Source organism: Pectobacterium brasiliense (genome assembly GCF_013449685.1).
Lineage (GTDB): Bacteria > Pseudomonadota > Gammaproteobacteria > Enterobacterales > Enterobacteriaceae > Pectobacterium > Pectobacterium brasiliense_A.
In genome coordinates, this window is sequence record NZ_JACDSF010000016.1 from 278589 (window position 1) to 305148 (window position 26560).

General features: G+C 54.2%; 20 protein-coding genes and 1 pseudogene. 11 read left to right on the forward strand and 10 right to left on the reverse strand.

The window, feature by feature from the left end:
* Positions 1-24: 24 nt before the first annotated feature.
* Both H0248_RS07690 and H0248_RS07695 read right to left on the reverse strand, forming a co-directional pair.
* Positions 25-1011 carry a LacI family DNA-binding transcriptional regulator gene (locus tag H0248_RS07690; RefSeq protein WP_102117323.1) on the reverse strand — a complete coding sequence of 329 codons (987 nt, stop codon included), beginning with the start codon at positions 1009-1011 and terminating at the stop codon, positions 25-27.
* A gap of 54 nt (positions 1012-1065) precedes the next feature.
* Positions 1066-2001: an ROK family protein gene (locus tag H0248_RS07695; RefSeq protein WP_180785379.1), complete on the reverse strand. Its 936-nt coding sequence runs from the start codon at positions 1999-2001 to the stop codon at positions 1066-1068.
* Positions 2002-2328: 327 nt separating this feature from the next.
* On the opposite strand from H0248_RS07695, the gene H0248_RS07700 reads away from it, so the two are divergent.
* The 5 genes from H0248_RS07700 to H0248_RS07720 all read left to right on the forward strand — a co-directional run bounded on the left by H0248_RS07700 (position 2329) and on the right by H0248_RS07720 (position 9974).
* The gene (locus H0248_RS07700; protein WP_180785380.1) at positions 2329-5466 is read left to right on the forward strand and encodes an alpha-mannosidase; all 3138 of its coding nucleotides are present in this window, start codon (positions 2329-2331) and stop codon (positions 5464-5466) included.
* A 229-nt stretch (positions 5467-5695) separates the two neighbouring features.
* Positions 5696-6985, forward strand: a complete 1290-nt coding sequence (locus tag H0248_RS07705) for an ABC transporter substrate-binding protein (RefSeq protein WP_180785381.1) — start codon at positions 5696-5698, stop codon at positions 6983-6985.
* Positions 6986-7052: 67 nt separating this feature from the next.
* Positions 7053-7937 (forward strand): carbohydrate ABC transporter permease, encoded by an 885-nt coding sequence (locus tag H0248_RS07710; RefSeq protein ID WP_102117319.1) that lies wholly within the window; start codon positions 7053-7055, stop codon positions 7935-7937.
* 27 nt (positions 7938-7964) lie between these two features.
* On the forward strand, positions 7965-8804 hold the full coding sequence (locus H0248_RS07715) for a carbohydrate ABC transporter permease (RefSeq protein ID WP_102117318.1): 840 nt from the start codon (positions 7965-7967) through the stop codon (positions 8802-8804).
* Positions 8805-8891: 87 nt separating this feature from the next.
* Positions 8892-9974 (forward strand): ABC transporter ATP-binding protein, encoded by a 1083-nt coding sequence (locus H0248_RS07720; protein ID WP_102117317.1) that lies wholly within the window; start codon positions 8892-8894, stop codon positions 9972-9974.
* Positions 9975-10160: 186 nt separating this feature from the next.
* Here H0248_RS07720 and H0248_RS07725 read toward each other — a convergent pair whose 3' ends face one another.
* From H0248_RS07725 to H0248_RS07755, 7 genes are all read right to left on the reverse strand, one after another.
* Positions 10161-11039 carry a metal ABC transporter substrate-binding protein gene (locus H0248_RS07725; RefSeq protein WP_180785382.1) on the reverse strand — a complete coding sequence of 293 codons (879 nt, stop codon included), beginning with the start codon at positions 11037-11039 and terminating at the stop codon, positions 10161-10163.
* A 40-nt stretch (positions 11040-11079) separates the two neighbouring features.
* On the reverse strand, positions 11080-11934 hold the full coding sequence (locus H0248_RS07730) for a metal ABC transporter permease (RefSeq protein ID WP_180785383.1): 855 nt from the start codon (positions 11932-11934) through the stop codon (positions 11080-11082).
* Positions 11931-12644, reverse strand: a complete 714-nt coding sequence (locus H0248_RS07735; RefSeq protein ID WP_180785404.1) for a metal ABC transporter ATP-binding protein — start codon at positions 12642-12644, stop codon at positions 11931-11933. Before H0248_RS07735 ends, H0248_RS07730 begins: the two co-directional genes overlap by 4 nt.
* A gap of 580 nt (positions 12645-13224) precedes the next feature.
* Positions 13225-15048, reverse strand: coding sequence for a metallophosphoesterase (locus H0248_RS07740; protein ID WP_180785384.1), 1824 nt, complete (start codon positions 15046-15048; stop codon positions 13225-13227).
* 25 nt (positions 15049-15073) lie between these two features.
* A complete protein-coding gene (locus H0248_RS07745) occupies positions 15074-15988 on the reverse strand; it encodes a BadF/BadG/BcrA/BcrD ATPase family protein (protein ID WP_180785385.1) in 915 nt (304 codons plus the stop codon).
* Positions 15985-16536, reverse strand: a complete 552-nt coding sequence (locus tag H0248_RS07750; protein ID WP_180785386.1) for a glucosamine kinase — start codon at positions 16534-16536, stop codon at positions 15985-15987. Before H0248_RS07750 ends, H0248_RS07745 begins: the two co-directional genes overlap by 4 nt.
* Positions 16533-17840, reverse strand: coding sequence for an ABC transporter substrate-binding protein (locus H0248_RS07755; protein ID WP_180785387.1), 1308 nt, complete (start codon positions 17838-17840; stop codon positions 16533-16535). Before H0248_RS07755 ends, H0248_RS07750 begins: the two co-directional genes overlap by 4 nt.
* Positions 17841-18293: 453 nt before the next feature.
* On the opposite strand from H0248_RS07755, the gene H0248_RS07760 reads away from it, so the two are divergent.
* Genes H0248_RS07760 through H0248_RS07785 form a run of 6 tightly spaced genes read left to right on the forward strand, consistent with a single transcriptional unit; the run spans position 18294 to position 26078 of the window.
* Complete coding sequence (locus H0248_RS07760; RefSeq protein ID WP_180785388.1) at positions 18294-20756, forward strand: hypothetical protein; 2463 nt, start codon at positions 18294-18296, stop codon at positions 20754-20756.
* 1 nt (position 20757) lies between these two features.
* Positions 20758-21864 (forward strand): beta-galactosidase BglB, encoded by a 1107-nt coding sequence (bglB, locus tag H0248_RS07765; protein WP_180785389.1) that lies wholly within the window; start codon positions 20758-20760, stop codon positions 21862-21864.
* A 2-nt stretch (positions 21865-21866) separates the two neighbouring features.
* On the forward strand, positions 21867-22958 hold the full coding sequence (locus H0248_RS07770) for an ABC transporter ATP-binding protein (RefSeq protein ID WP_180785390.1): 1092 nt from the start codon (positions 21867-21869) through the stop codon (positions 22956-22958).
* Positions 22959-22981: 23 nt separating this feature from the next.
* Positions 22982-23980, forward strand: a complete 999-nt coding sequence (locus H0248_RS07775; protein WP_180785391.1) for a carbohydrate ABC transporter permease — start codon at positions 22982-22984, stop codon at positions 23978-23980.
* An 8-nt stretch (positions 23981-23988) separates the two neighbouring features.
* Positions 23989-25041: a carbohydrate ABC transporter permease gene (locus tag H0248_RS07780; RefSeq protein ID WP_205558238.1), complete on the forward strand. Its 1053-nt coding sequence runs from the start codon at positions 23989-23991 to the stop codon at positions 25039-25041.
* Positions 25041-26078 carry a LacI family DNA-binding transcriptional regulator gene (locus H0248_RS07785; RefSeq protein ID WP_180785392.1) on the forward strand — a complete coding sequence of 346 codons (1038 nt, stop codon included), beginning with the start codon at positions 25041-25043 and terminating at the stop codon, positions 26076-26078. The genes H0248_RS07780 and H0248_RS07785 overlap by 1 nt, the downstream gene beginning before the upstream one ends.
* Positions 26079-26164: 86 nt before the next feature.
* Here H0248_RS07785 and H0248_RS07790 read toward each other — a convergent pair.
* Positions 26165-26542: pseudogene (locus H0248_RS07790) on the reverse strand (GNAT family N-acetyltransferase); the annotation flags it as partial.
* Positions 26543-26560: the final 18 nt, after the last annotated feature.

Sequence of the window (26560 nt, forward strand, 5' to 3'; positions counted from 1 at the left end):
AATGTCTCCAAGGTAAAAGGAATACTACTCTTCACCTGCACTTTTACGGATCACTAGCTGCACTGCGAGATGCTGAGCGCCCACGCGCCGTTCAGGGTCAAGTAAGAGAGCGAGTGCTTGATGACCTAACTGTGCTTTATCAATCGCAACTGTGGTTAAGGGCGGATGAGCCAAACGTGCAGAATCAATGTCATCAAACCCGACAATTGCCATATCTTGCGGCAGATTAAGCCCTTGTTTTTGACAGACGCGCATAGCAATCAACGCCGCGGAATCATTATAGGCAAAAATGGCGTCAGGACGCTGCGGCAGTGCCAGCAGCTCTTCCACCGCCTGCGTCAGCGCCTTTTCGGTATCCAGCAATGGTGGGGCGATCGCTTCATACTCTGGGGGCATCAGCAATTTCGCTTCATATAGCGCTTGGCGGTAGCCTTTTTCTCGTTGGCGAATACTGTAATGAGCCAAGCTGCTTGCCAAATAGGCGATACGTGTCCGGCCTTGGGCGATCAGATGCTGGGTCGCCAGATAACCACCTTGCACATTATCTGGGTTGACGCTGGGTAAATCAGGTGCCCAAAGATCCACCAATGCCAAAGGCAGTTGCATCTTGTGCAGCACGGCCAGAAGCTCAGGCTCAAAGAAACCTGCACACAGTAATGCGTCCGGCTCGTGCAGCCTGACTTGTTCCTCGACGGGGTCCATCGGCCCTAATGCAAGAAAACTCAAGGCAATGCCTTCCTGACGGCAAGCATTTTCAACACCGAGCAACAGTGGAGAATAGAAGGATAATGCACTGGTAATGTTGTGTTGACGGTGTAGCAGAAACAGGACTCGACGAATTTTTTCTGTACGCAATCGAGTAAAATCATAACCCTGTTGCTGGGCGATAGAGAGAATGCGCTGCCGAGTCTCTTCTTTTAGTCCTGGCTGTCCTTTTAGGGCTCGCGACACTGCTCCCGTGGACACGCCGGATGCGGCGGCAATATCTCTGATCCTGATCCGCTTGGTCATGCGTTACCTTACGCTGTGAATAAAAAGGAACTCCGTGATGATTGCATTATGTTATCACAACGTTTTATCGTCCGGCATGGGGTAACCGGCTTTTGCACCGAGCCAGGCAGCGCCCCGCACACCGCTACTGTCGCCGTATCTGGCTTGTACGATCGGCGTCATAAAGGTATTGCTAAACACGTAGCGGGCAATACGATCGCCAAGATCGGTATAAATCGCTTCACTATTTGATAACCCGCCGCCCAGTACGATCACGTCGGGATCGAGCAGGTTGACCACACTGGACAATGCACGTGCGAGTTGATCCTGATAACGCTGAAAGTAAGCCAGCGCATTGCTCTCTTTGAATTCGACTGCATCCATAATTTCTCTGGCGCTCAGTGTAGTACCATTAAAGTGGTTGTAGCGTTGAGCTAAACCGGTACCAGAGACAAACGATTCAATACAGTTGCTTTGCCCACAATAGCAACTGACCGCTGGGCCGTCATACTCTGGCGTATAGCGTGGCAGCGCATTGTGCCCCAACTCACCTGCACAGCGATTACGGCCATCCAGTACCCGCTGATGAATAGCGATACCACCACCGCAACCGGTGCCGAGAATGACACCGAATACGGTATCGTAGCCTTGGCCCGCTCCGTCGATAGCTTCAGAGAGCGTGAAACAGTTGGCATCGTTGCTAATGGCGATGGGTTGCTTTACGTATGCCTCCAACATGGCTGGCAGCGGTTGCTGGTTAATCACCAGAATATTGGAGTTCTTGATACAGCGGTTACTGGCTTCTACCGTGCCGGGTAGGCAGATGCCAATGGTAAAAGGCTGCTGAAGGGCTTTCCGCACCTCTTCAATCACTTGGCATAGCCGGTGAAAGAAAGATTCATAGCTCTGCTTTTCTGTGGCATAGCGCTGTAGATAGACGACTTCGCCCGCTGCGTTCAGCACCACGGCCTCGATTTTAGACCCGCCGATATCAATGCCCAAACTTAACATGGTGTTTCGCTCCTATGCCGCCCACTGGCGACAGAGATACGCCATAAATTAGAGGCGCTATAAATTGTTAATTTTCGTCTAGGGTACTTTTTATGTTTACTAAACTCAATCGATGTTTTGAGGGTTTAGACAAGTGTGTTTTGGTTTTAACCTTTATTAATCATTGTGTTGTGTTTTTTTATTGTCATGGCATATGAAAAAATAACGCCATGTTGTGAATCACATCACGGATGTTTAATTAAAAAACTCATTTTGTTTACTAAAAAAACACTGAGTGCTATTACATAGGAGCCGCATTTACCCCCCTATGATTACAGTGAGCACGCTATGTTTTTTACCGAGGAAAAGTTAAGCCAGCGCTTGGACGAAGTAGCCCAATATCGATTGCGACAGATTCAATCGGTGGAGCTGGCGGAGATTTGCTTTGATCGTGAAGGAAAAAACGGGGCTTACCCACCGGGCACCGAGGCTGACTGGCAGCCCTGTAAACAAGGATTCCGTTGGCAGGAACGGGATATTTATGCCTGGCTGAAATTACGTGTAACGTTGCCACAGACGTGCCCGCAATACACTGTCGTCGGGAATTTTGATTTTGGTTTGGGCGTGCAACGGCCTGACTTTGAAGCTCTGCTGTATATTGACGGTCTGCCGTTTCATGGCATCGATCAAAACCATGCGCAGGTTGTTTTCCCTGAGGAATATCAGGGTAAAACCCTCGAACTTTGTTTCCGTCTTTGGTCGGGTATTCTGGAAGGCAAGGTTCGTAAACATTTTCAGGCATTTCATGTCGGAAATGGGTTTGAAAAGGCGCAATTTGCCGTTCTGGATAAACCGACTGACACGCTCTATTACACCACATTGGCAATCTTGCAAACGCTGGCAGTGTTGCCGGAAAACGATCCCTGGCGTATACGATTATTAACGGTCACTGATGCTGCCTACCGCCTGATTGATTGGCGAGATCCCGGCAGTGACGGTTTTTACCGCTCCATTACTGACGCTTCGACTCAGTTGGAGCGTGACTATGCGCAGCCCAACAAGTCACACCCAGTGACGGTGCATTGTGTCGGGCATACGCATATCGACGTCGCCTTTTTATGGCAACTCAAACACACACGTGAAAAATGCGCTCGTTCATTCTCCACGGTGCTGCGCTTGATGGAACGCTATCCTGAATACACCTTCTTCCAGTCTCAGCCCCAGTTGTATGACTACATTAAACAGGATTACCCCGATCTTTATCGTCAAATAAAACAGCGCATCAAAGAAGGGCGCTGGGAAGTGGACGGGGCAATGTGGGTTGAAGCGGATTGTAACTTACCCTCGGGTGAGTCTTTTGTGCGCCAGATTCTTCTGGGTAGTCGCTTTATGCAAGAGGAATTTGGTATCACGCCACACTGCCTATGGCTGCCTGATGTTTTCGGTTATTCGTGGGCATTGCCACAAATTCTGAAAAAAAGCGGTATCAAGTACTTCATGACAACGAAGATAAGTTGGAATGAATTCAATAAGATGCCGCATGATACTTTTACCTGGCGCGGTATTGACGGTAGCGATGTGTTGGCTCACTTCATCACTACACCAGAGGCTGGTCATCCTCGTTATACCTATAACGGCATGGTGAATGCGGAATCGGTGCAGGGCATTTGGGACAACTATAAAGACAAACCGCTCAATCAGGAATTACTGCTGGCCTACGGCTATGGTGACGGTGGCGGTGGCCCAACGGAAGAGATGCTGGAGTTGTTACGCCGCTTTGAAAAAATGCCGGCACTACCTGCGATTCAGATGGGGCGTGTGGATGATTACTTTACCCGCCTTGATGCGCGCTTGCAGGACAGTAATGAATACCAACACACCTGGGACGGTGAACTCTATTTTGAAAGCCATCGTGGTACCTACACCAGTCAGGCTCAAGTGAAAAAGGCGAACCGTCAGGCCGAGTTACGCTACCGTCGAGCAGAGTGGGTTCAGGTGCTGAGCGCCTTGACAGGTGGTGGCTGGTCACAGTATCGCGCTGACGATTTGACTGACGGTTGGAAAATCCTGCTGCGCAATCAGTTCCACGACATCATTCCTGGTTCCTCCATTGCTGAGGTGTATCAGGATGCGGCGTTGGAGTATCAGGAGGCAGAAAACATCGTGGCTGACGTGCTTAATGAAAGCTGGCATCACTTGGTGACGCCGCATCAGGATGCAGTGAGCTTAGTGAACAGCGGCTCCTGGAAGCGCGACGATATGGCCTTTATTCCTGGTGCTAGCGATGTGGTATGGCGTGATGCGCAAGGACAAATGCTGTTATCGCAGCCTGTGGATGGCGGAAGCCTGGTGCAGGTAAGTGATTTGCCTTCGCTGTCAGGTACGACGATCTACGCTACGCCGTTGGAAACGAATGTCGAAGAAAATACCCCGTTTGTGTTCGGTGAAGGTCAATTGGAAACGCCACACTACCTGATTGTCTGGAATGAACAAGGCCATTTGACGCGTATTTACGACCGACAGTATCAGCGTGAGGTCTTGGCGGATCACGGCAACGTATTGACGGTATATGAAGATAAACCATTGAAATACGACGCTTGGGATATCGAAATTTTCTACTTCCAGAAACAGCACCCAGTAACCGAATTGGAATCAGTACGCGTTGTTGAACAAGGTGCCTTGCGCTGCTCAATTGAGTTTGTATGGCGTTACCATCACAGTCGCGTGGTACAGCAGATGCAGGTTTATAGCCAACTGCGCCGTATCGATTTCCATACCCGTGTCGACTGGCAAGACTTTAATCAACTCCTTAAGGTGGTTTTCCCAGTGGCGGTGCGTGCCACAGAGGCCACCTATGACGTCCAGTTTGGCAACGTCAAACGGCCCACAACCTGGAACACCACCTGGGACGCTGCGCGCTTCGAGAGCGTGGCACACCAGTGGGCCGATCTTTCGGAATACGGCTATGGCGTTAGCCTACTGAATGACTGCAAGTACGGTCATGCGATCAAAGATAACGTGATGCAACTGACGCTGATCAAATCTGCGGTTAGTCCAGATGCTCATGCCGATCGCGGCGAACATGAGTTTACTTATGCGCTGCTGCCACATGCCGGAGACTGGCGTGATGCTGCCGTGGCACAACAGGCCTTCTCGCTCAATGAGCCATTGCAGGTATTGCCGGGAGAATGGCGAGAAGCAGCAAATGGTGTGATTCGCTGTGATCATCCTTTTGTTGCGTTGGATGCGATTAAGAAAGCAGAACAAAGCGAGTGGGTTATCGTGCGACTGCATGAGTTTGCCGGTGGGCGGCAGCAACTCACGCTTGATAGCTCGCTGCCTATCCGCGAGTGGAGAGAGTGCGATCTGTTGGAAGTGCCGGAAAGCGGGAAAGCGCCACAGCAGGGACCGCTGACATTGACGTTCACACCTTATGAGATTAAGACGGTGGCTATCTGTTTTGCCCATGCCGATACCGCAGTCTGATAGGAAAGGACATGTCGATCTTAATCACAAATCGCGATCTGTCCAATTTACTATGTTGTATTTTTGTTTACTATAAAAATATCTGTTTAGTAATCATTTGGTGCAAGGCGGCATTCCCTGTAGAGATTGAATCGCGGGAAGTGTTTTTGCATCCGTTCAGTCATCGCAATGAAGAATAACGCTTTATGCGTCTGACACCAGGGCCATCCGAAAACGAGGAACAACCATAATGAAAAAAATAGTAGCCAAGGTAGTTGCGACCGCGCTGTTGGCGGGAAGTTCGTTGGCGGTTCACGCCGCTGATGAACTGAATGTCTGGATCCGGGCCAACAACAACGCCCGCGTCATCTATGAACAAGAAGCAGCAGCGTTTGAGAAGCAAACCGGTATCAAAGTGAGCTACTTCAGTGCCAGCACTGACTTTGAACAGCGTCTGGCTCGTGCAGCCGTGGGCAATACACTGCCGGATCTGATCATTAATGATGCGGCTTACATGGGGCAGTTGATTCAATTAAACGTGGTAGATGCTATTGAGCCAAGTCAGTTGTCCTATGGGAAGGATCTGCAACCTGTGGCGTTGAACAGCCTGAAATTTGGCGATGGTAAATACTACGGTATTCCGACGTCGGTGCAGGCTTCCGCACTCTATATTCGCAAAGACTGGCGTGAAAAGCTTGGGTTACCGCAGCCGAAAACGTGGGATGATCTGAAGGCGCTTGCGCAAGCTTTTACTGAAAAGGATCCCGATGGCAACGGTAAAAATGATACCTACGGTTTTGGCCTACCGGGTTCCGCTACGCGTGGTTATACCAGTTGGATCCTCTCTTCCTTTATTTGGCAGGCGGGGGGCGAATTTGTGAGCCGTCAAGGTGATGCTTTCAAAGCCTCACTGGATGATAAAGGCGTGGTCGATGCCGTAACCTTCATGCGGGGCATGGTGTGTGACAAAGTGGTTCAGCCGGGGGCTATCAACGCAGTAACCTCTGATATTTCCAACGCCTTCCGCTCTGGTCAGGTGGGTATGGTGCTGTCTGGCCCATACAGTATGCCCGTGTTCTCTAATGAGCCAGGTCCGGATAAGTTTGAAGTGGTAAAACCGCCGCGTGGTCCGGTCAGCAACGCTAGCCTGGCGGAAGGTGAAGCGATCTTCCTAGTAAAAAGCAGTAAGCAAAAAGCACAGGCGCTGAAGTTTATCGACTTCTTTATCTCGCCGGAAGGACAGAAGATCGGTACTGCTGTCGGCACGCCTAACGAACCGATCGTTCGTTTGCCGGTGAATAAAACGGTGGATGCCAATGCGATTTATCAGGATCAACGTTGGGGCGTATTTGCTGAGCAGTATGCCTCTGATGGTCACTATGTGCCTGCCGTGCCGAACTGGACGCCAATTCGTCAGGTAACTGCCGATGGTTTCAACAAAATCCTGTCCAATTGCCAGTCTGATATTCCAACTGATCTGAAACAGCTCAATGAAAAAGTGAATATTGAACTGGGTAAACAAAAAGTTTTAGCAAAATAAGTCATTCCACGTCATCGCGTCCACTTGTTGTTGGTGGCCGCGATGGCGATGCATTCAGGCGGTGAATATGAGCATCCTTTCCCCACGTACTAAACGCTGGTTAACGCCTTGGCTATTTTTGGCACCGGCATTGATCGTTTTTACCTGGTTTAAATTCATTCCAATGGTGCAGGGCATGGTGATGAGTTTTTATCAGATCAACTTTGGTCAGCCCGATAATTGGGTCGGGCTGGCAAACTTTTCACGCATAGTGAACGACGGCGATCTCCATGATGCCACGCTCAACACCTTGCTTAACGTGGTAGTGACCGCGCTGGCGTCAGCATTTATTGCTTTCTTTATCGCCATTGTGTTGGAAGGGCCAGCACGGCATTTGCGTTTTATCCGTACTGCGATTTTCCTGCCAGCGATCACCAGCGCGGCTATCGTGGCAGAAATGTGGAAAATTATGTTCAACCCTACGCCCAACGGCGTGATCAACCACATGTTGTCGTGGTTTAGCATTGATGCGCAGGGCTTTCTTACCGATCCGCACCAGGCTATGCCGATGGTGATGCTGCTGCAAATTTGGAAAGCGGTGCCATACAACATGGTGATCTTCATTGCTGGGCTCGCCACCATTAACCGGGAACTGTATGACGCAGCTAACGTTGACGGCGCCAGTCGTTGGAATCGTTTGCGTTATGTGACTTTGCCGGGGCTGATTCCTGCGATTTCGGTCATCATTATGCTGTCCTTCATTCGCGGTTTTCGCGTATTTGCCGAAATCTACGCCTCAACAGGAGGGGGACCGTCAGGTTCGACAGAAGTGGTGATGACGCAAATTTATAAGGCCGGATTCGTTCAGTTTGATTACGGCTATGCCTCGGCGGTGTCGTTTGTGCTGTTCATCTTTACCGTGTTGCTGACGTTAATTCATTTTGCCGTCAAGAAACGTTACGTGAAGTATTAATTTGAAAGGCACCAGAGGTATGAGTAGATGAAAATGAAACTGTGGGATCGTATCGGTTGCGGCATTATTTATGCGGCGGTACTGATTGTTTTCGTGGGGCCGTTTATCGGTATCGTTATGACTGCGTTCAGCGGTGCGACGGTGAAACCGGGAGAGCTGGTGCTGTGGCCCTCACATTTTACGTTGGAGAATTTTCGTCGCGCCTGGTTTGAGGTTGGCGTTTGGAAATTTCTGTTTAATTCGCTGGTGGTGGTGGCTTTCGGTTTGATCTTACAGGTTGGGGTGAGCGCATTGGCTGCCTACGCCCTGTCGCGCAAAAAATTTCGCGGCGCGTCCGTCGTCGGGTTGATTATCCTGTCCACAATGATGTTGCCAGAAGAAGTGATCGCTATTCCGCTGTACGTCATTATCAACTGGAAGTTACCTGTGTTGGATGCCTCGATTGCCAACAGCTACATGGGCATGATCTTGCCGATTGTTGGTTGGGCCTTTTCGATTTTTGTGTTGAGTGAATTTATGTCCGCCATTCCTAAGGATCTGGAAGATGCTGCCCGCGTCGACGGGGCTTCCGAATGGCAAATTTTCTGGAATGTGATTCTGCCTTTGGTTCGTCCCGCGCTGGGTACGGTGGTGATTTTTGGTTTCATCATGATTTGGGATCAGTATCTGCTGCCGCTGATCGTGGTGAATCAGGAGAGCATGTATACCATTCAGGTGATGTTGCGTGTGCTCAGCTCGGATGAAAACAGTTCACCTAACGTCTTTATCGCGATCACCCTGCTGGCGATGTTGCCAAGCGCCATTGTCTACCTGGGACTGCAAAAATATTTCAACCGTGGGCTGATGTCTGGTGCAGTAAAAGGGTGATTTCCCGTTGTGTTGTGGCGCGCCNNGCGCCACCGGTTGGTTTTGGCGGCAGTTATGCGCGTCCTGTGAATGAGACTGAGGATTACTATGGGTTCTGTCATTCTTAAAAACGTCAGCAAATCTTTTGATAACACGAAAATCATTCGTGATGTGTCACTGGAGATCCCAGACGGGAAGTTCTGCGTGCTGGTTGGCCCCAGCGGTTGTGGTAAATCGACTTTATTACGCTTAATCGCGGGTTTGGAAGAGGTCACTGAGGGAGAGGTTCACATCAATGGTCTGAATGTGACCGAACAGGAACCCAAATTGCGTGATATCGCTATGGTGTTCCAAAGCTACGCCCTCTATCCGCAAATGACAGTGCGGGAAAATATGGGCTTTGCACTTAAATTAGCAAAGATGCCGAAAAAAGAGATCAACCAGAAGGTGGATGACGTTGCCGTCCTGCTTGGGTTGGAAAAATTGCTTGACCGTTTGCCGAAAGAGTTGTCTGGTGGCCAACGTCAGCGTGTGGCGATGGGACGTGCGATTGTGCGCAACCCACAGGTGTTTTTGTTCGATGAGCCGCTCTCCAATCTGGATGCCAAGCTGCGTACTCAGGTACGGGCGGAAATTCGTGAACTGCACCAGCGTCTACATACGACATCGGTTTATGTTACGCACGATCAAATTGAAGCCATGACCATGGGCGAAATGATTGTGGTGCTGCGTGATGGCGTGATTGAACAGGTAGGGTCGCCACTCGATCTGTACGATCGTCCTGCCAACCGTTTTGTGGCGGGATTTATTGGCTCTCCTGAGATTAACCAATTGTCCGGCTGGGCGGTTGAACATCAGGGCACCTGCGTGTTGCAACTGGATGAACATACCCAAATGCCCGTGCCGCAAGATGTGACGGTTACGGTAGGCCAACAAATCGTCTATGCAGTACGCCCTGAACACTTTGAATGGGTGGAAGAGGGTAATAACACGATCGCGGCTACGGTCGAAACGGTGGAAAATACTGGCAGTGACCTGCATGTTTTTTGCTTGTTGAGCGATCGTCGCCGCATTACTGTCAGCCAGAAAACACGCCTGATGCTGCAAGCGGGCGATCGGGTTTATCTGCGTCCTAAAGCCAATACGGTTCATGTTTTTGATCAGGCCAGCGGCAAACGTCTTAATGCCTGAACGTCTGCCCGCCCTTTTTCTTCCATGGGCGGGCAGCGTAAAGCTTCCCCGGTGCAGATCCTATCAGGATGATGCCTGCGATGACATATCACGGACGGTACATCACGCCCGCTCCTTCTGACTAGCTGTAGTCCTATGGCGGCTCTCAGTAGCGGCAAAAAGCGGCAGTGGCGCGCACCATCACGTTTACTTCATGCTGGCGGCGAGGGTATCGACGTTGTGTTTAAACGCAGCCGTGTAGGTTGATGCGGGGCCGGAGGCGTCAGTCAGGGCTTCTGGGTACAGTTCACCGCCGGGTTGCGCGCCGCTGGCATCGGCGATTTGTTTCACCAGACGACCATCGGTTTGGTTTTCAATGAAGTAGCTTTTCACCTTCTCTTGTTTGATTTGCTTAATCAGCGAGGCCACTTTTTTGCTGCTGGCTTCCGATTCGGTAGAGTAGCCCATCGGCGACAGGAACGTCACGCTGTAGGCATGGCCGAAATAACCAAACGCGTCGTGGCTGGTCAGCACCTTACGCTTTTCTGGCGGAATAGCGGCAAAGGTTTTCTTCGCATAGCTATCCAGCTCCTGTAGCTGCTTGATGTAGGCTTCACCCTGCTGACGATAGTAATCGGCATTCGTTGGATCGGCTTTTACCAGCGCATTGACGATGTTGTGCGCGTAGACCACGCCGTTGCTCATGCTGTTCCAGGCATGCGGGTCGGTTTCTGTTTTGCCATCTTCCACCATGGTGCGGGTTTCAATTCCGTTTGAGGCCGTAATGACGTCGCCATGATAGCCGGAGGCAGTGACCAGTCGGTCGATCCACCCTTCTAGCCCCAGCCCGTTAACGAACACCAGATCGGCGTGAGCCAGCGTCTTGCTGTCTTTCGGAGAGGGTTCAAACTCATGTGGATCGCCATTGACCTTCACCAGATCGGTCACGGTAACGCGATCGCCGCCAATATGGCTGACCATATCGCCGAGTACGGAAAAGCTGGCTACAACATCAAGATTTTTTGCCATCGCCAGTGGGCTAAGCAGCAGGCCGGATAACGCAATAGCTAACAGTGAACGTTTCATTTTTCCCTCACAGAAAGTTGCAGATAACGAGATTCATCGGTCAACGACGCTGGCGTAACAGCCCACCGTTGTGACCAACACAAACCGAGAAACAGAAAAACAGCGTAATCGTCAGGATGATGGCAGGCCCGGCGGGCAGCTCGGCATAGTAAGACCACAGCAGCCCGATCAGGCTGGCGAGCATCCCTTGCAGCACCGCAATGCCGAGCATGACGGGCAGACGCTGTGTCCAGAATCGTGCGCTGGCGGCAGGCAGCATCATCATGCCGACCGTCATCAGCGTGCCTAACAGCTGGAATCCGGCGACCAAGTTAAGCACCACCAGCGACAGAAACAGGCCGTGGATCAACGCCCGATAGCGGCCTGAACTGATGCGCAGGAAGGTTACGTCAAACGATTCAATCACCAGCGCCCGATAGAGAGCAGCCAGCACCAGCAAAGAGGTCGATCCGATCAGCGCAATGTCGATCAGCGCGGTGCGATCCACGGCGAGGATCGACCCGAACAGCACATGCAGCAGATCGACGCTGGATCCGCGCAGGGACACCAGTGTGACGCCGAGCGCCAGCGAGCCGAGGTAAAATCCGGCAAAGCTGGCGTCCTCTTTTAATTCCGTGTGGCGGGTGACGAAGCCGGAGAGCATGGCGACGGCCAGTCCAGCGATAAAGCCGCCAATCCCCATCGCCAGCAGTGACATCCCGGATATGAGGTAGCCGATGGCGACGCCGGGTAAGACCGCGTGCGACAGCGCATCACCAATCAGGCTCATGCGCCGCAACAGCAGGAAACAGCCTAACGGCGCGGCGCTCAGCGTGATGACCAGGCAGCCGACCAGCGCACGACGCATAAAACCGAATTCGGTAAAAGGCGAAGCAATAAGGTGAAATAACATCATGACGTGACGATCCTGAGCATTGGTGTATCGCTGTCGGCCTTGCGCAGGCTATGTAAGATGGGCTGAGCCTCTCCCCAGTGAGGGCCGTCCGGGGTGAGATGCAAGATATTCGGGAAGTGCTGACCGACCAGTTCCAGATCGTGCAACACGGCCAGAATGGTTCTGCCTTCGGCGTGAAGCTGCTCAATAATCTGCAAAAGCGCCTGCGTGGTGTGGCTATCGACCCCGGTAAAAGGCTCATCCAGCAGAATGATGGAAGCCTGTGTCAGCATCAGCCGCGCGAAGAGCACACGCTGTAGCTGCCCACCGGACAGGATGCCAATATGCCGATCGGCAAAGTCTGCCATTGAGACGGCGTCGAGTGCGTCTGCCGCTTTACGATGCCAGTTGGCATTGATACTGCGTAGTAATCCGCGATGGGGCAGTGACCCCATGAGCACCAGATCGCGTACGTTGATAGGAAACTGCCGATCAAATTCGGAGAGCTGAGGCAAATAGCCGATAGCGCTATCTTCACAACCCCTACCGAGGCTGAGTGAGCCGGATAGTGGCGGCAACAGACCCGCCAGCGTTTTTAGTAGCGTGGATTTGCCCGTGCCGTTTGCGCCGATAATTGCTGTCAGCGAGCCTTGATGAAAGCACCCGCTGAGCGTCGCGAGCGGTGGTTGATTACGATGATAGCCAAAGGCCAGTTCTTGCAGGGCGATCATGGCAACATCACCGCCCACCAAACCACTAGCCACAACGGCACCAACAGCAGGAAAACCAGTAACACGCGCTTCAGCGCGGAGAGGGAGTAAAAACGTGTCATTATCATCAGCAAAAGATTAATTGTTATATTATAACATATCGCTTTTTGGCGATGACGACAGAGGGAATAGGTAAGAAAGTATGTAAGGCGAGTAGGTTTGGTTTGGTTTGGGGGAATATTTCGTGCGCCACACTGCTGACAAACCCCAGCCAACTCATATCGCGATGACGCTTCTTTTCACGGCGTAAAAAATTATGCTGAGGGGAACATGAACGCCGAGTGAGCGGCATGGATGCCGCGAAAGCCAGTGCCGCGTAGGGAACGCGTCAGTGGCGGCTCGAAACGCGGGCATGGGCACCGAAGGCACCGCTTTAGCGGCATAATTTCCGCCAAAAGCCGGGGTTCATAGGGGGCTGGCGTAGCCCCCTATGTCGGGCGCGTGCTACGACGTAGCATGAAGAAAACGATGTTTGAAGCGCACGAAACCACCTCTATAGCTTACATAGCCAATGTGACTAAAAGCCAATTCCATGAATACATTACACCGTGACGAAATTCCCCTGCATATCAACCACAAAGTGCGTCGCGGGTTCATCGTTGATATAACCGGCGAGGATTTTTAGCATCAGGCCGAAGCGGTATTGCAGGCTGTCTGGCGGTAGCGTAGCCGTTGGCGTGTAGGCCGCCAGCAGAGCGCGGTACTGTTTCACCCGTGCAGCCGGAATATCCTGCCAGGCGAGATCGCTGCCGTTGCGCAGGCAGTACCAGTCGGTCACCAGCGTGAGCAGTGAAATATCCTGTAACCCATCTGTACCCGCTACCGCATTCGGTTTGCGCTCAGCGGCGTCGGGCAGCGTTTTGGCGCTGAGCGGTTCCTGTTGCTGTGCGATCCACAGCAGATCGGCGCAGTTCAGCGTGTTGATGAGGGGCGATAAATCTTCCGGCCAGTCTTGCACCAGAAAACGCTGACGCACCAGCAGCGCCAGATGATGATGCAGGAAGTCGTAATAATCGCGGCTTTTCAGAATGTCACCCAGCGGCTCGCCGGTGCGATCCAACTCTTTCTGATAGAACGGGAATAGATGGTTGAATTGCGGCACGTTGCGCAGGACCAGCGTATCGATATCGACTCGGTCACTATGCAGCGTCGCTAGCTTCATGGCGGGCGGGTAAGCGGCCAGCGACGGCACCGCGACATTCACCAGCGTCCCCTGTGCTCCGCGATACACGCCGGTATCGTTAACATGCAGGTGACCGCTGAAGTGCAGGCGGATTCCAGCCGCCAGCGCCTGCTCGGCAACCTCCGGCCGCGGCGTGCGTTTAATGAAGCTGTTGCTGCCAAACAGCTGCTTTTCGTCCTCTACTGTGCCGTCGAGGAAATCCACCAGCGGATAATGTGAGAATACCAGTAGCTTCTTATTCTGTGCTTTCGCCCGCTGTACCACCGATTTCACCCACGGCAGCATAAACGGCTTTTCCGTCAATAAGGCATTCCAGCCAGTGTCGTTACTGGTTGAGTAGCCTTTAATCTCTTCGCGTTTCTCTGGGCCGTCTTTGACCTGATATACGTTGGCATCGATGGAAAGTAGCCACAGCCCCGCTTCCGGCTCCACCAGATAGGAGGCGTCCACGATATTCCACTGCTTGCTGCCGTCCGGCGAGCGGGCGAGGTACTGACGCTTGCTGAGTTCATCGCTGTCGCCAAACGGCGTTTCCCAGTGCAGGAAGTCGTCGCGTTTAAAGAAACCAAACGGCTTCATCAGCGGCAGGCCGCGTTCATAACCGAGCGCCTGCATCTTGGCGGTGACAATCAGCGACTGCGCGTCGCCAAGTTTAACGCCGGGTTTGCTGCTCAGCATGGTGCTGCTGCCATCAGCATTGAGCATTCTCTCCGAGCTGTCATCCCCCTGCGGACGATTGATATCGTGGTTACCGGTCGTGGCGAAAAAGCGCATCCCATGGCGCTGTTCATACTGCGTCAGGATGGTGGCAATCCCTTCAACGGTAGGCTGCTGGCCGTCATCAGAATAATCGCCGGACAGTACCACGTATTTCACCTGCTGTTTTGCCAGTTCATCCAGCGCGGCCAGCAGCGCAAAGTAGGGTTCATTGAAGATGCGTGTCGAATTCACCGAATCTTTCAGGGTGCGAATGGTTAGCGTCTTTCCGGTCTGTGCATCGGGTAGACCGTCAAAATCGTAGTGGCCATAGATATTGTGGACGTGAACATCCGAAATAATGGCAATACGCAGCGGACTGGCGGGCGCTGCTGATTCGGCGTTAGCGTGAAAGAAACCGCCAGCCAGCGTAATGGCGCTGCCTGCGCCGAGCTTGACGAAAGTTCTGCGAGTGAGTGATGTCATTAATGTCTCCGGCATTATTTATTTTTTATAACGGATGGCTGTATAACGCATAATTATGACAGGCTATCAATCGTGCACCGTCGAGCGCATCACCCACTGGGGCGGCGAGTTGGGATTGCCACTCGTCTGGTAGCCAGGGCCGAATATGCAGGCCGATGCTGCCCATGAGCGATAAGCGAGGTGTTGCGTGGCATGCCACGGCGGCCAATAGCATGCTGATTTCACTGGCCGTTTGCGCTAGCAGCGCATGAGACACGGCATCGTCCTGCTGAGCGCAGTCAAATACGTGGCGGGCGAACTGCGCATAGTCGCCCGGTTTCGCCTGCTGGCTAACAGTCTGTAGCGCATCGAGCGTGTTCGCGGCCTGCGTGGGCGCTGTGCTGGCAGAAAAGAAATCGTCGATACGCTGACTGAGCGCAGACGGTGCGCACCAGCCTTGCAGCACATTATAGGTATGCTGCAGCGCTGCCAGACCAAGCCGTGCGCCGCTGCCCTGATCGGAAATCGGGAATTCATGGCCGCCGTAGGCGGTAATCGTCTGGTTCTGCCACGCCAGCCCGCAGGAGCCGGTTCCGGCAATGACCACGCCGGCGTCTTTCCCTTGATTGACGGCCAGACAGGCACCCAGTGCATCGGTATTGAGCACCTGCGTCGCGTAAGGATGTGGCAACGCCAGAAACGCCTCGTAGGCGGCGCGATGTTCTGCGCTGGCGAGTGCCAGCCCGACTTTCAACCGGGATGCGTCATCCGGCGATAGCCCGCTGTGTTTCAACGCCTGCGCGATGGCATCGTCCACCGACTTGCGCACGCTTTCCACGCCAAGCAGCAGATTAGCGCGCCCGCCGTGTCCCTGACCGAGCGGTGTACCGTCGGCCTGATAAATACGTGCGCGGCAGCCTGTGCCGCCGCCATCCACTCCGGCATAGAGCCATGTCGTCATGATGCGTGCGCTCCAGAATCCATATAGGGAAGGCAAGCCACCGCCAGATCGCCGCTGAGGCTGACGGATTCAGTTTGTGAATCCGGAAGGCTGTTAAGTAGCAGGCTCAACTCGCCCGCGCAGCGGGTCAGCAACTGCACCGACAGCGCATCCTGCGGGTGTGCCAGCACAACGTGCCCGAGCGTGCTGTAGTCAGCGGCCTGTGCCTGCTTTGACCAGTCGATCACCCGATCGATATGCTTATCGAAATGCAGGAACAGCGCTTCACTGAGCGGTGTCAGCGGCGTGATGCCCTCAATGGCCTGAAGCATCTCCTGTACCGCCCACAGCCCTAGCCGCGACAGGCTGGCCGGGTCGCCGATGGGAAAGCTGCCGCCGCCGCGGCAGGTCAGCAGACCGTCATGCCAGTGCAGCAGGCGGGTGAAACCGCCGGTGACCAGTAAATAACGGTGTTGTCCCGGCCAGCGCTGTTCGCATATCGTGCTTTCGCTAATGCGATCAAAGGGACGATCGCCATCGATGTCGATCTCCCTCAGTTGCCATTTCACGGTGCATTTTTCCGCTGTTGTTGATTAGTCGCGATCGTCTCGTTGAGGCGCTTCACATCGTTTGACGTCAGGCGCAGATACTCATCAAACGACACCTGATCGTTCAGATATTGGGTAAAGCGCGTCAGGATGATGGGATACAGTTCGTTCGCGCCCAGACTTTCCATACGCTCCCAATCAAAGACGTAAGACGGGATCTTTTTGATCTCTTCACGCGCGATGTTCAGGCCGTCGATCACGTGCTTATCTTTGGTCTGGTAGTGCAGATCGGTGATATCCGCGCCGACGATGATATTGAAGCGCTCGGCGATCTCACGTTGCAGCGGTTCGCTGCCCAGCCACTCCATAAATTCGGCGACTTCCTGCGGGTGTTTGGTGGTGGTGAACGGCATGATGAAGGTCGCACCGCCCATCGAGATGCATTTCTCTTTGCACGGCGCGGGCAGGACTTTCCAGTCAAAACCGTCGCCAATCTGCTTACTGAATTGGTTCAACAGCCAGTTGCCGGAGAAGTAGGTCACGATGTTGCCGTTCACGAAATCGTCCGCCATGCTCTTGTACTGACCACCGCCTGCCGCGCCCCACATTTCACGCGGGAACACGCCTTCGTCCGACCAGCGTTTCAGATCTTTAATCCACTGCTGCGCGGCGGCGTCCGGGAAGTTGATCAGCCCGTCTTTATCGTAACGTGCACCGTAAGAATAGGCTGGGCCGGAGAAGCGGAAACCGCTGCGGTCGATGGTGAAGGGAATATGCACGCCGATTTTTTCCGCGACCAGCTTCGAGGCTTTCATCAAATCATCAATCGTGTAGCCCGGCTGCGGCAGAGGCACACCTGCCTGCTCAAACAGCGTCACGTTAATAAATGGCAGGTCGGCAGTCCAGGAGGCGACAAAGCCCGGCAGTGCATCGGCTTTATGCACGCCTTTTACACGCATGATCTTTTCGATACCCGCGCTGTAGCGTTTCTCAAAGGCGGCTGGATCTTTCAGATAGGGGCGCAAATCTAGCGTATAGCCGAGCAGCCCCATTTGCGTGGTTTTGGCAATATCGGGGCCTAAGCCCGCCGCCAACTGCATCGGTAACTGTGTTTGCAGCGCGTTATAGCCGGTGCTGACAAAATTCACATCGATGCGCTCATTACTCTGAGAGAAAGATTTTACTTTCTGCTCCATGAAATGCACTAATTCGGGATCGTCGTCACTATATAAAAATGTTATTTGCGTTTTAGCGGCTAACGCGCTGTTGCTGAATAACCCCAGTGCAAGGGCGGAAAAAAATAACGCGGTGTTGGAACGCATCATAAACCTCTCCGTTGGTGAGCACATCTTATGTTTGATTAATGACGTAAATACCCTGGCGTTGGCGACGGGGTTTATTTTATTTCTGTGAATTATTCCGTTTTCTTATTAATGCAAATTTGCATTCATCTGTCATTTTCATCATGCAATCATGGACAGAACCCTGATTGATTTATGTGAAGCAGGTTAAAGATATTTTAAATATTGATTTAAATAAAGCATTTTTGTGATATTTATCACATATGTAAACGCGATAATCTTATTTATTAATGCGAAATGTCAATAAATGAATGCAAATGAAATTTTAATGCAAATTTGCATTAAATTGCGATATCACGGTGCAGGGAATGACTCGCTGCCCTAAATATTGGCAGGGTGTGCACAGCGAAAGTGCAAATTAAGTTACGCCATACCTTTTCGTTATTTTATTTTTCAACGCCGTAAACAGGATTCCGTATGAATATCGGTTGGAAATTAAAGAAGAACGGCGTCATTAATCGGTTTCTCATCACCGAGTTGACGGAAAAACGTTATTTCGCCGAGCCGGATACGCTACCGGATAAGGTGAATTACCGCTTTATTAACGGTTTTGTCGATGTCGGCGTGCTGCCCTGTCGCGTGCGTTTTTTGCAGGAAGAGGCAAAGCGTGAGGTGGTGCTGCCGGACGATTTACGTTTCCCGCTGATGTGGAGCGGCGGCGATGAAAGCCGCAGCGTGAATTTCAGCGATTTCTGGCCGTGTCCGGTTCACGTGCAGCGCTTTTCCCGCTGCGTAATCCATAGCGACAGCGTGCAGCCAGCACCGTTTACGCTCACCACCTGCGGCGGCGTCACGCTGTGGCTGAACGGCGAACAGGTTACCCGCTTTACGCCGTTTACCCGCAACACCGAACACACCTGTACTATCACTCTGCCGCTGCAAGCAGGGGCGAACACGCTGGTGGTGCATAGCGAAGAGCTGTGTGAGCGCGATACCGACTACCTGTTCAGCCTGTGCTATCAGGGAGACGACACGCTCTTCTGGCAGCTTGATGACGACGCGGCGTTCAGCGCACAGCTGGCCGCGCTGGATGGCTGGATAAACGGGCTGACGCTGGAAAATAACCTGCTCCAACCGCCCGTACTGGTGCTGAACAGCACGCAGCCGTTGCCGGAGTCCGTGACGATGGCGCATCGGCTGATTGGCAACGTCAACGAATCCGTCCCCGCATGGCAGCAGAAACAGACGCTGCCTGCTAGTAATCTGGGCTGGCAGGTGGATCTGCCAGATGTTTTAGTCGGCTACTACGATCTGGTCTGCGCCGCGACCTGCAACGGCATTACGTTGACGCGCACGCTCAGTTTCGGGCGCTTGCCATCGCAAACGATGCCTGCGTTACCGACGCTGGCCGCACGGCGTGAAGCGGTACTGCGCCATACCGCGCTGCACGGTTTTGAACGCCTCGGAAGGCTGCTGGCGATTGTCGCGACGGGTGAGGGCAGTGATGCGGCTGCGCCGATTCTCAACAGCGCATTGCAGAAAATCAGTCGCCGCGAAGACTGTGCCGATTTCCAGTTGGTGCCGCTAATTTGGCTGTGGCAGCGCTATCAGGGGCAGCAGTTGCCACCGCAGGACTGGCGGCGCGTGCGCAGTGCCATTCTTGGCTTCCGCTACTGGATTGATGAACCAGGCAACGACACCATGTGGTTCTGGAGCGAAAATCATTGCCTGTGCTTCCACGTCGCGCAATATCTGGCCGGGCAAAACTTCCCTGATGACACCTTCCCATGCAGCGGCCGTCGCGGTCTGGAGCAAAAGGCGATTGCTCACGAGCGCCTGACGCGCTGGTTTGATTCCATTCTGGAGCACGGGCTGGTGGAGTGGAACTCGGCAGCTTATTACCCCATCGATCTGATTGGGCTGGTGGCGCTGTACGAACTGGCGCAGGATGCCGATCTGCGCGAGAAATCTCGCGTGGTGATTGACCGCATCATGCTGATGACGGCGTGGGTGCATCAGAATGGCGTCGCGGTTGGCACCATGGGACGCGCCTACGATAAAGAACTGCGCTCCGGCATGTTGACCGAGCTGTCCGGCCTGTGTGCGTTGATGTGGGGCGAGGGCTGGCTGATTCCGCACTGCGCCGCGCTGCCGCTGCTGTGCCTGAGCGACTATCAGCCGCCGGAAACAACGGATCGGATCGCGCACTGGTCACTGCCGCACGGCGCAGAAGCACGTTGGGTGCAAGGGCTGAACCGTAGCGCCCGCATCATTGCCTGGAAGCAGCAGGATGTTGCCTTTTCTTCCGTCTTCGATCATCACCCCGGCCAGCCCGGACACCAGCAGCATCTGCTGGATGTACGTTTGGGTATGCACTATGCCGCCCGCCTGTGGGTGAATCACCCCGGCGAAGATCGCCCTGACGGTGTGCACCGTCCTTCTTACTGGGCGGGCAACGGACGCTTGCCGCACCTGATGCAGTACCGCAATCGCGCGCTGATGGTGTTCGATCTGCAACAGGATATCCGCCCCTGGACACATCTCTATCTGCCACAAACCGCGCTGGATGACGTCATCGTTGAAGGCGTCTGGTGCTTCGTACGCGGCGGCAACGGCTATGCCGCCTTCCATAATCCCGCTGGGTTACAGCCGGTTGCGACCGCAGGCCAGCAGGCGGAAGGCGAACTGCGCGCGTATGGCGAACAGAACGTCTGGTTCGTTGCCGTGGACAGCGGCGACGGCGCACAAGGATTCGCCGCATTCGCTGCCCGCTTCCGAGGGCGTTTGCTGATACAGGACAGCGACGGCGTGCGTATCGACGATCCCGATTACGGCGAACTGGCCTTTAGCCGCGCGGCAGGATTCAGCGTGGCGCAGCAGCCTTTCATTTTTCCCGACGATGTCCCGGTCGTCCCGCAGTTCAACACAGGAAACCCATGACATGCAGACAGGTTCACTTAACCGACAACAAACCGAAGCGCTGCTGGCGCAGGTGGCGCGGGCATTTTGCCGCCTGAAAGCAATCGACAGCGTGATGCAGGACGACACGCCGGACGCTGGACTGACGATTCAATTCGAAGAGTGGGATTGGGAAGTTGGCGTCGGGCTGTACGGTTTCTGGAAGCTGGCGCATCTGACGCAGGACGACACCATGCTGACGACGCTGGCGAACTGGTATCAGCAAAAGCTGGATGCCGGGCTGCCGCCGCGCCAGATCAACTCGACGGCACCGATGCTGGTGCTGGCGTTGCTGTGTCAGGACAAGCCGGATGCGCCCGCGCAGTGGCGTGAAACGGTGAGCGACTGGGCGGACTGGCTGCTGCACTCGCTGCCGAAAACCGAGGACGGCGGCTTCCAGCACACGGTGAAAGAGCGCCCGAACACCGGACAGCTGTGGGATGACACGCTGTTCATGGCCGGTCTGTTTCTGGTGGTGGCGGGGAAATTGCTCTCCCGCCGCGATCTGATCGAAGAGGCGGAATACCAGCTCGTTACGCATGCGCGCTATCTGGCCGATGTGCGCAGCGGGCTGTGGTATCACGGTTGGACGTTTGTCGGTCGCCATCACTATGCCAATGCGTTCTGGGGACGCGGCAACGCCTGGATCACGCTGGTGCTGCCGGAAATGCGAGTGCTGGCGGAGGATCAACTGTCCGCGCCAGTTCTGCGCACGCTGGAAGCGATTCTGGAACAGCAAACGACCACGCTGGCACGCTGCCAGCACGAGTCTGGCCTGTGGCACACGCTGCTGGATGACCCAGATTCGCCGCTGGAGACCTCCGCCAGCGCGGGATTCATTGCTGGGATTCTGACGGCGCGTCGATTGGGCATGCTGCACGATTTCCCGCAGGACGTACTGGAAAAAGGCTATGCCGCCGTGGTGGCGCAGATTGACGCACAGGGCGTGGTGCAGGGTGTCTCGGACGGCACGGCGATGGGACACGACTTACAGTTCTATCGCGATATTCCCAATGTCGCCGTGCCTTACGGGCAGGCGCTGGTCATGCTGATGTTATTGGCACAGTTAGATTCTGTTTGCGAGGGCTGACAATGGCGAGTCTGGAACTAAAAAACGTCCACAAAAATTATGGTGCGGTGAACATCATCAAAGGTGTGGACTTAACGATTCATGATGGCGAGTTCATGGTCTTTGTTGGCCCGTCGGGCTGTGGAAAATCCACGCTGCTGCGCATGATTGCCGGGCTGGAAGAGATCAGCAGCGGCGAGCTGTTGATCGACAACCGCAAGGTGAACGATCTCACACCGGCAGAGCGCAAGATTGCGATGGTGTTCCAGTCCTACGCGCTCTATCCGCACCTTTCGGTGCGTAAGAACCTCGCGTTCGGACTGGAGAACCTGCACTTCCCCAAAGACGAAATCGCTCGCCGTATTGATGAAGCCGCCCGCATGCTGGGGCTGGAACCTTATCTGGATCGCCGACCGCGTGCCCTGTCGGGTGGGCAGCAGCAGCGCGTGGCGATAGGTCGCGCGATTGTGCGTGAACCCGACCTGTTCCTGTTCGACGAACCGCTCTCCAATCTGGATGCCAAGCTGCGCGTGCAGACGCGCGGCGAGCTGTCTCGCCTGCACCAGAAGCTGCGCACCACCATGATTTATGTGACTCACGATCAGGTGGAAGCGATGACGATGGCGCAGCGTATTGTGGTGCTGAACGCCGGTCGCATTGAGCAGGTTGGCACGCCGCTGGAGTTGTTCAATCGGCCGAAAAACAAATTTGTCGCCGGCTTCATCGGTTCACCGCGGATGAATATGTTCCCGGCGCAGATTGTCGCCACTTGTGCAGACGGCGTTGAGGTGCAGTGTCCGTCTGGCAACCGTCTGGTGCTGCCATTTATTGGCACCGTCGGGCAGAACGTCACGCTCGGCATTCGTCCTTCACACTGTGAGTTGGTGGGGGATGGCGAGGGCATGGCGCTGTGTGTCGATCGCTGCGAGATGATGGGGCATGAAACCTTTATCTACGGGCGAATGAGCGGCATTGACGATGAGATGATTGTCCATCTGGCGCAGCACCGTGAGTTCGCCGCGGGCGAATCGGTGTTCGTCCGCTTTCCACCGGCGTATTGCCATCTGTTCGACGGCAAAACGGATGACACATTGCCGCGTTGTACCGAGCACTAATTATCGCGACGGGAGAGGACGACATGAAAAAGATTGCCTTACTGCCCGCAGGATCGCTGATCGACAAGCTGGTCACGCCAGTGGAAAAAGCGGTGAACCTGCTACAAAAACTCGGTGGCCGCAAAGTGATGCCGTGGTTTTTTATCGCGCCGAATATGCTGCTGTTCGCTGTTTTTGTCTTCATTCCTATTCTGCTGTCGGTGTGCTACGCCTTTACCGGCGGCACCAATATCCTGCTGTGGGAACGCCCTTACGTTGGCGTGGATAACTTTTCCACGCTGTTGAGCTGCGGCAACTACGCCGAGCCATCCACCTGTGAACAGGATCTGTTCTGGACCGGCGTCTACAACACCGTGTCGTTCACCTTTTTCAATGTGCTCTGCACGCTGCTGGTGGCGCTGGTGACGGCGCTGATCCTCAACCGCAAGATTATCGCCCGTGGCTTTTTCCGCGCCATGTTCTTCTATCCGGTGCTGTTGTCGCCGGTGGTCGTTGGTCTGATCTGGCAATGGTTCCTTAATCGCAACGGCCTGCTGAATCTGGTGCTGTCATCGCTGGGTGGGCAGCCGATTACCTTCCTGCTCGACCCGACGCTATCGCGTTTCTGGGTGGTGTTTGTTTCTGTCTGGTTTCACGTCGGGTTTTATACCCTGATCCTGCTGGCCGGATTGCAGGCGATCCCGCGTGATATCTATGAAGCGGCGGCGGTGGACGGCACCTCGCGCTGGCGTGGTTTCTATCGCCTGACGCTGCCTCTGCTGGCACCGAACATTCTGGTGGTGGTGATTCTGCTGACCATCCACAGCGTGCAGATCTTCGATGAAGCCTGGGTGCTCACCAACGGCGGTGGCCCCGGCACGGCCAACAGCTTTATCGTGCAGTACATCTACCAGACGGCCTTTTCGTCAAACGCATCGCTCTACGGGCTGGCTTCGGCGGCCTCGGTGTTGATGGGCGTGGTGTTGATGATCCTGACGGCGTTACAGTTCCTGCTGACGCGTCGGCTGGAAGGGAAAAAATAACGGGAGCCATGATGAAAATAATCGCATTTCTCACCCGTACCCGTCATCCGGGGCGCATTCACATCACGGATATCATGAGCTGGGTTTGGCTGGTGGTAGGTACGCTGCTGGTGATGATTCCGGTGATGTGGGCGGCGATGTCGTCGTTCAAAACGCCTGCGGAGATCAACCGTTTTCCGCCCAGCTTTCTGCCACAGGCGGCGGATACCATCACGTTGCCTGAGTACCCGAAACCGCTGGAGTTGTGGCAGGTTAAGCAGGACGACGGCGAAGCGAAAACCATGGCGCTGGTCAGGCGCATCGGCCTGATCGCGCAGATGGTGAACCCAACTGCGCCCAGTGAGGTGGTGCGTGTATCGACGAAAGATCTGGTGCCAATGAAGGCCTTGCATCTGGAGACGGAGAACTACACGACGCCGATAACGAAGTTCCACTTTGCTACCTACCTGAAGAATACCGTGTTCGTGACGGTGATAGCGACGCTGCTGACCCTATTGCTCAGTTCGATGGCGGCGTTTGCACTGTCGAAATACGAGTTTCGCGGGCGCGGTACGGTGCTGACGCTGTTTCTCTCCACCATGATGATTCCGCTGTCGGTGGTGATGGTGCCGACGTTCCTAGTGGTGATTGGCCTGAACATGGGCGATAACCTGTGGGGCGTGATTATCCCTACGGTAGCGACGCCGACTGGCGTATTCCTGCTGCGGCAATACATGCTGACGATCCCCGATGAGCTGATCGAAGCGGCGCGTATCGATGCCGCCAGCGAGTTCCGTATTTACTGGAAGATCATCCTGCCGTTAACCGCCCCCGCGCTGGCGGTGCTGGCGATCTTCTCGGTGATCTGGCGCTGGAATGATTTCCTCTGGCCGCTTATCGTCCTCTCCAGCCAGGAGAACTTTACGCTACAAATCGGGCTGAATGCGTTTCAGGGGCAGTTCTCGGTGCAGTGGCACTATATACTGGCGATGACGATGCTCTCGCTTCTGCCGGTGACGGCGGTGTTCGTCTTCCTGCAAAAATACATCACGACGGGGATTGCCAACACGGGGATGAAATAATGGCGACACTCAAGGATATTGCTGACCGCACTGGGGTTTCCATCAGCACGGTTTCCCGCGCTCTGAACGGGACGGCACCGATCAGCGCCAAAGTCAGGCAGCACATTATGGCGATTGCCACCGAGCAGGGTTATCCGCTGCATAAAGTGGGCAAAGCGGCCATCGCGCAGACGGAGCCGCTGCGCCACATTCTGCTAGCGACGCCGCGCAACCTGATGCTGGAGAGCGAGTACAATTTGGTGTCGCTGACGCTGATCAACGCCCTAAAAACGCTCTGCCTGCAACGTAATATCCAGTTGCGTCCGTTTCTGGGGGAGCACGACACCATTAACGAACAACAGTTGTTGCGTGAGCTTCAGGGCGGAAAAGAGAGCGGCATTCTGATTGTGAATGACGATCACCCAACGCTGCTGAACGCCGTTGCGGAAAGCGGGATTCCGGCGGTGCTGATCAACGGTGAAGATCCCTCAATGCGCCTGAGCAGCGTGACGCCCGCCAATCACTATGCGGCGGCGGCGGGCGTGCGTTACCTGATCGAGCAAGGGCATACGCGGATCCTGCATCTGACTTGGACATCGCGCATGACGATCAAACAGCGCGAGCGCGGCTATCGGGATGCGCTCACGCAGGCGGGGATTGCGGTGGATGAGGATTTGATCCTCTCGCTGCCGGATTTCCATCCGCGTACCGCGCGTGATGCACTGCTGCGCTGGCTGACGGCTAACCCCGACAGGCTGGGCGTCACCGCGATTTTCTGCGCCGCGGATAATCAGGCTATCGGTGTGATCGACGCGCTGTATCAGCATGGGCTACGAGTGCCGGAGGATATTTCCGTCATGGGCATGGACGACATTCTGCCGTTCGACATGCTACCCGTTTCGCTCACCACGGTGCATCTGCCGTTTGAGACCATCGCCCGCGCGGCGCTACAGCTGCTGGCACAGCAAATGACGCCTGCACAGGCGCTGGGTATTGCCCAGCGCACCGAGCTAGCCGGACAGGTGGTGGTCAGAGAATCGGTGCGGCGGGTGGAGTAGGCGGGTGTTATTTACAGGGAAGTTTCACTCCGCATAAGCACTATAATTTCTGCATAAGTACTATATTTTCTGCATAAATACGATAGTTAAATCGGCATTCTATATTCGATAACACCGGGTTTTTCCGCGACCCAATCATAAAGTCGCTGGGCGGTTTTATTGGTTTCCTGAGTATGCCAATACAGCCGATCGCAGCTTTTTTCCTGTGCCTGTTCTCTCACGTATTCAATCAGTTTTTTGCCAACGTTTTTACCGCGAGCGGTGGGGGTAACAAACAGATCCTCTAAATAACAATAAGAGTTTACTCCCCATGTCGAATCGTGAAAAACAAAGTGTACGAAACCAATAATGTGCGACCCTTCCCGCGCCACGGCGCAATACACGGGAATCTCGGCTTTAAAAAAACGATCCCAGGTGACTTCCGTGACCTCATCGGAAAGCTGCACCTTATAGAATTCCTGGTAATGACTCTAATTGGTTGA

Coding starts and splice junctions, on each gene's coding strand:
- H0248_RS07690 (WP_102117323.1), bottom strand. CDS start 1,011: ATGACCAAGCGGATCAGGATCAGAGATATTGCCGCCGCATCCGGCGTG.
- H0248_RS07695 (WP_180785379.1), bottom strand. CDS start 2,001: ATGTTAAGTTTGGGCATTGATATCGGCGGGTCTAAAATCGAGGCCGTG.
- H0248_RS07700 (WP_180785380.1), top strand. CDS start 2,329: ATGTTTTTTACCGAGGAAAAGTTAAGCCAGCGCTTGGACGAAGTAGCC.
- H0248_RS07705 (WP_180785381.1), top strand. CDS start 5,696: ATGAAAAAAATAGTAGCCAAGGTAGTTGCGACCGCGCTGTTGGCGGGA.
- H0248_RS07710 (WP_102117319.1), top strand. CDS start 7,053: ATGAGCATCCTTTCCCCACGTACTAAACGCTGGTTAACGCCTTGGCTA.
- H0248_RS07715 (WP_102117318.1), top strand. CDS start 7,965: ATGAAAATGAAACTGTGGGATCGTATCGGTTGCGGCATTATTTATGCG.
- H0248_RS07720 (WP_102117317.1), top strand. CDS start 8,892: ATGGGTTCTGTCATTCTTAAAAACGTCAGCAAATCTTTTGATAACACG.
- H0248_RS07725 (WP_180785382.1), bottom strand. CDS start 11,039: ATGAAACGTTCACTGTTAGCTATTGCGTTATCCGGCCTGCTGCTTAGC.
- H0248_RS07730 (WP_180785383.1), bottom strand. CDS start 11,934: ATGATGTTATTTCACCTTATTGCTTCGCCTTTTACCGAATTCGGTTTT.
- H0248_RS07735 (WP_180785404.1), bottom strand. CDS start 12,644: ATGATCGCCCTGCAAGAACTGGCCTTTGGCTATCATCGTAATCAACCA.
- H0248_RS07740 (WP_180785384.1), bottom strand. CDS start 15,048: ATGACATCACTCACTCGCAGAACTTTCGTCAAGCTCGGCGCAGGCAGC.
- H0248_RS07745 (WP_180785385.1), bottom strand. CDS start 15,988: ATGACGACATGGCTCTATGCCGGAGTGGATGGCGGCGGCACAGGCTGC.
- H0248_RS07755 (WP_180785387.1), bottom strand. CDS start 17,840: ATGATGCGTTCCAACACCGCGTTATTTTTTTCCGCCCTTGCACTGGGG.
- H0248_RS07760 (WP_180785388.1), top strand. CDS start 18,294: ATGAATATCGGTTGGAAATTAAAGAAGAACGGCGTCATTAATCGGTTT.
- bglB (WP_180785389.1), top strand. CDS start 20,758: ATGCAGACAGGTTCACTTAACCGACAACAAACCGAAGCGCTGCTGGCG.
- H0248_RS07770 (WP_180785390.1), top strand. CDS start 21,867: ATGGCGAGTCTGGAACTAAAAAACGTCCACAAAAATTATGGTGCGGTG.
- H0248_RS07775 (WP_180785391.1), top strand. CDS start 22,982: ATGAAAAAGATTGCCTTACTGCCCGCAGGATCGCTGATCGACAAGCTG.
- H0248_RS07780 (WP_205558238.1), top strand. CDS start 23,989: ATGATGAAAATAATCGCATTTCTCACCCGTACCCGTCATCCGGGGCGC.
- H0248_RS07785 (WP_180785392.1), top strand. CDS start 25,041: ATGGCGACACTCAAGGATATTGCTGACCGCACTGGGGTTTCCATCAGC.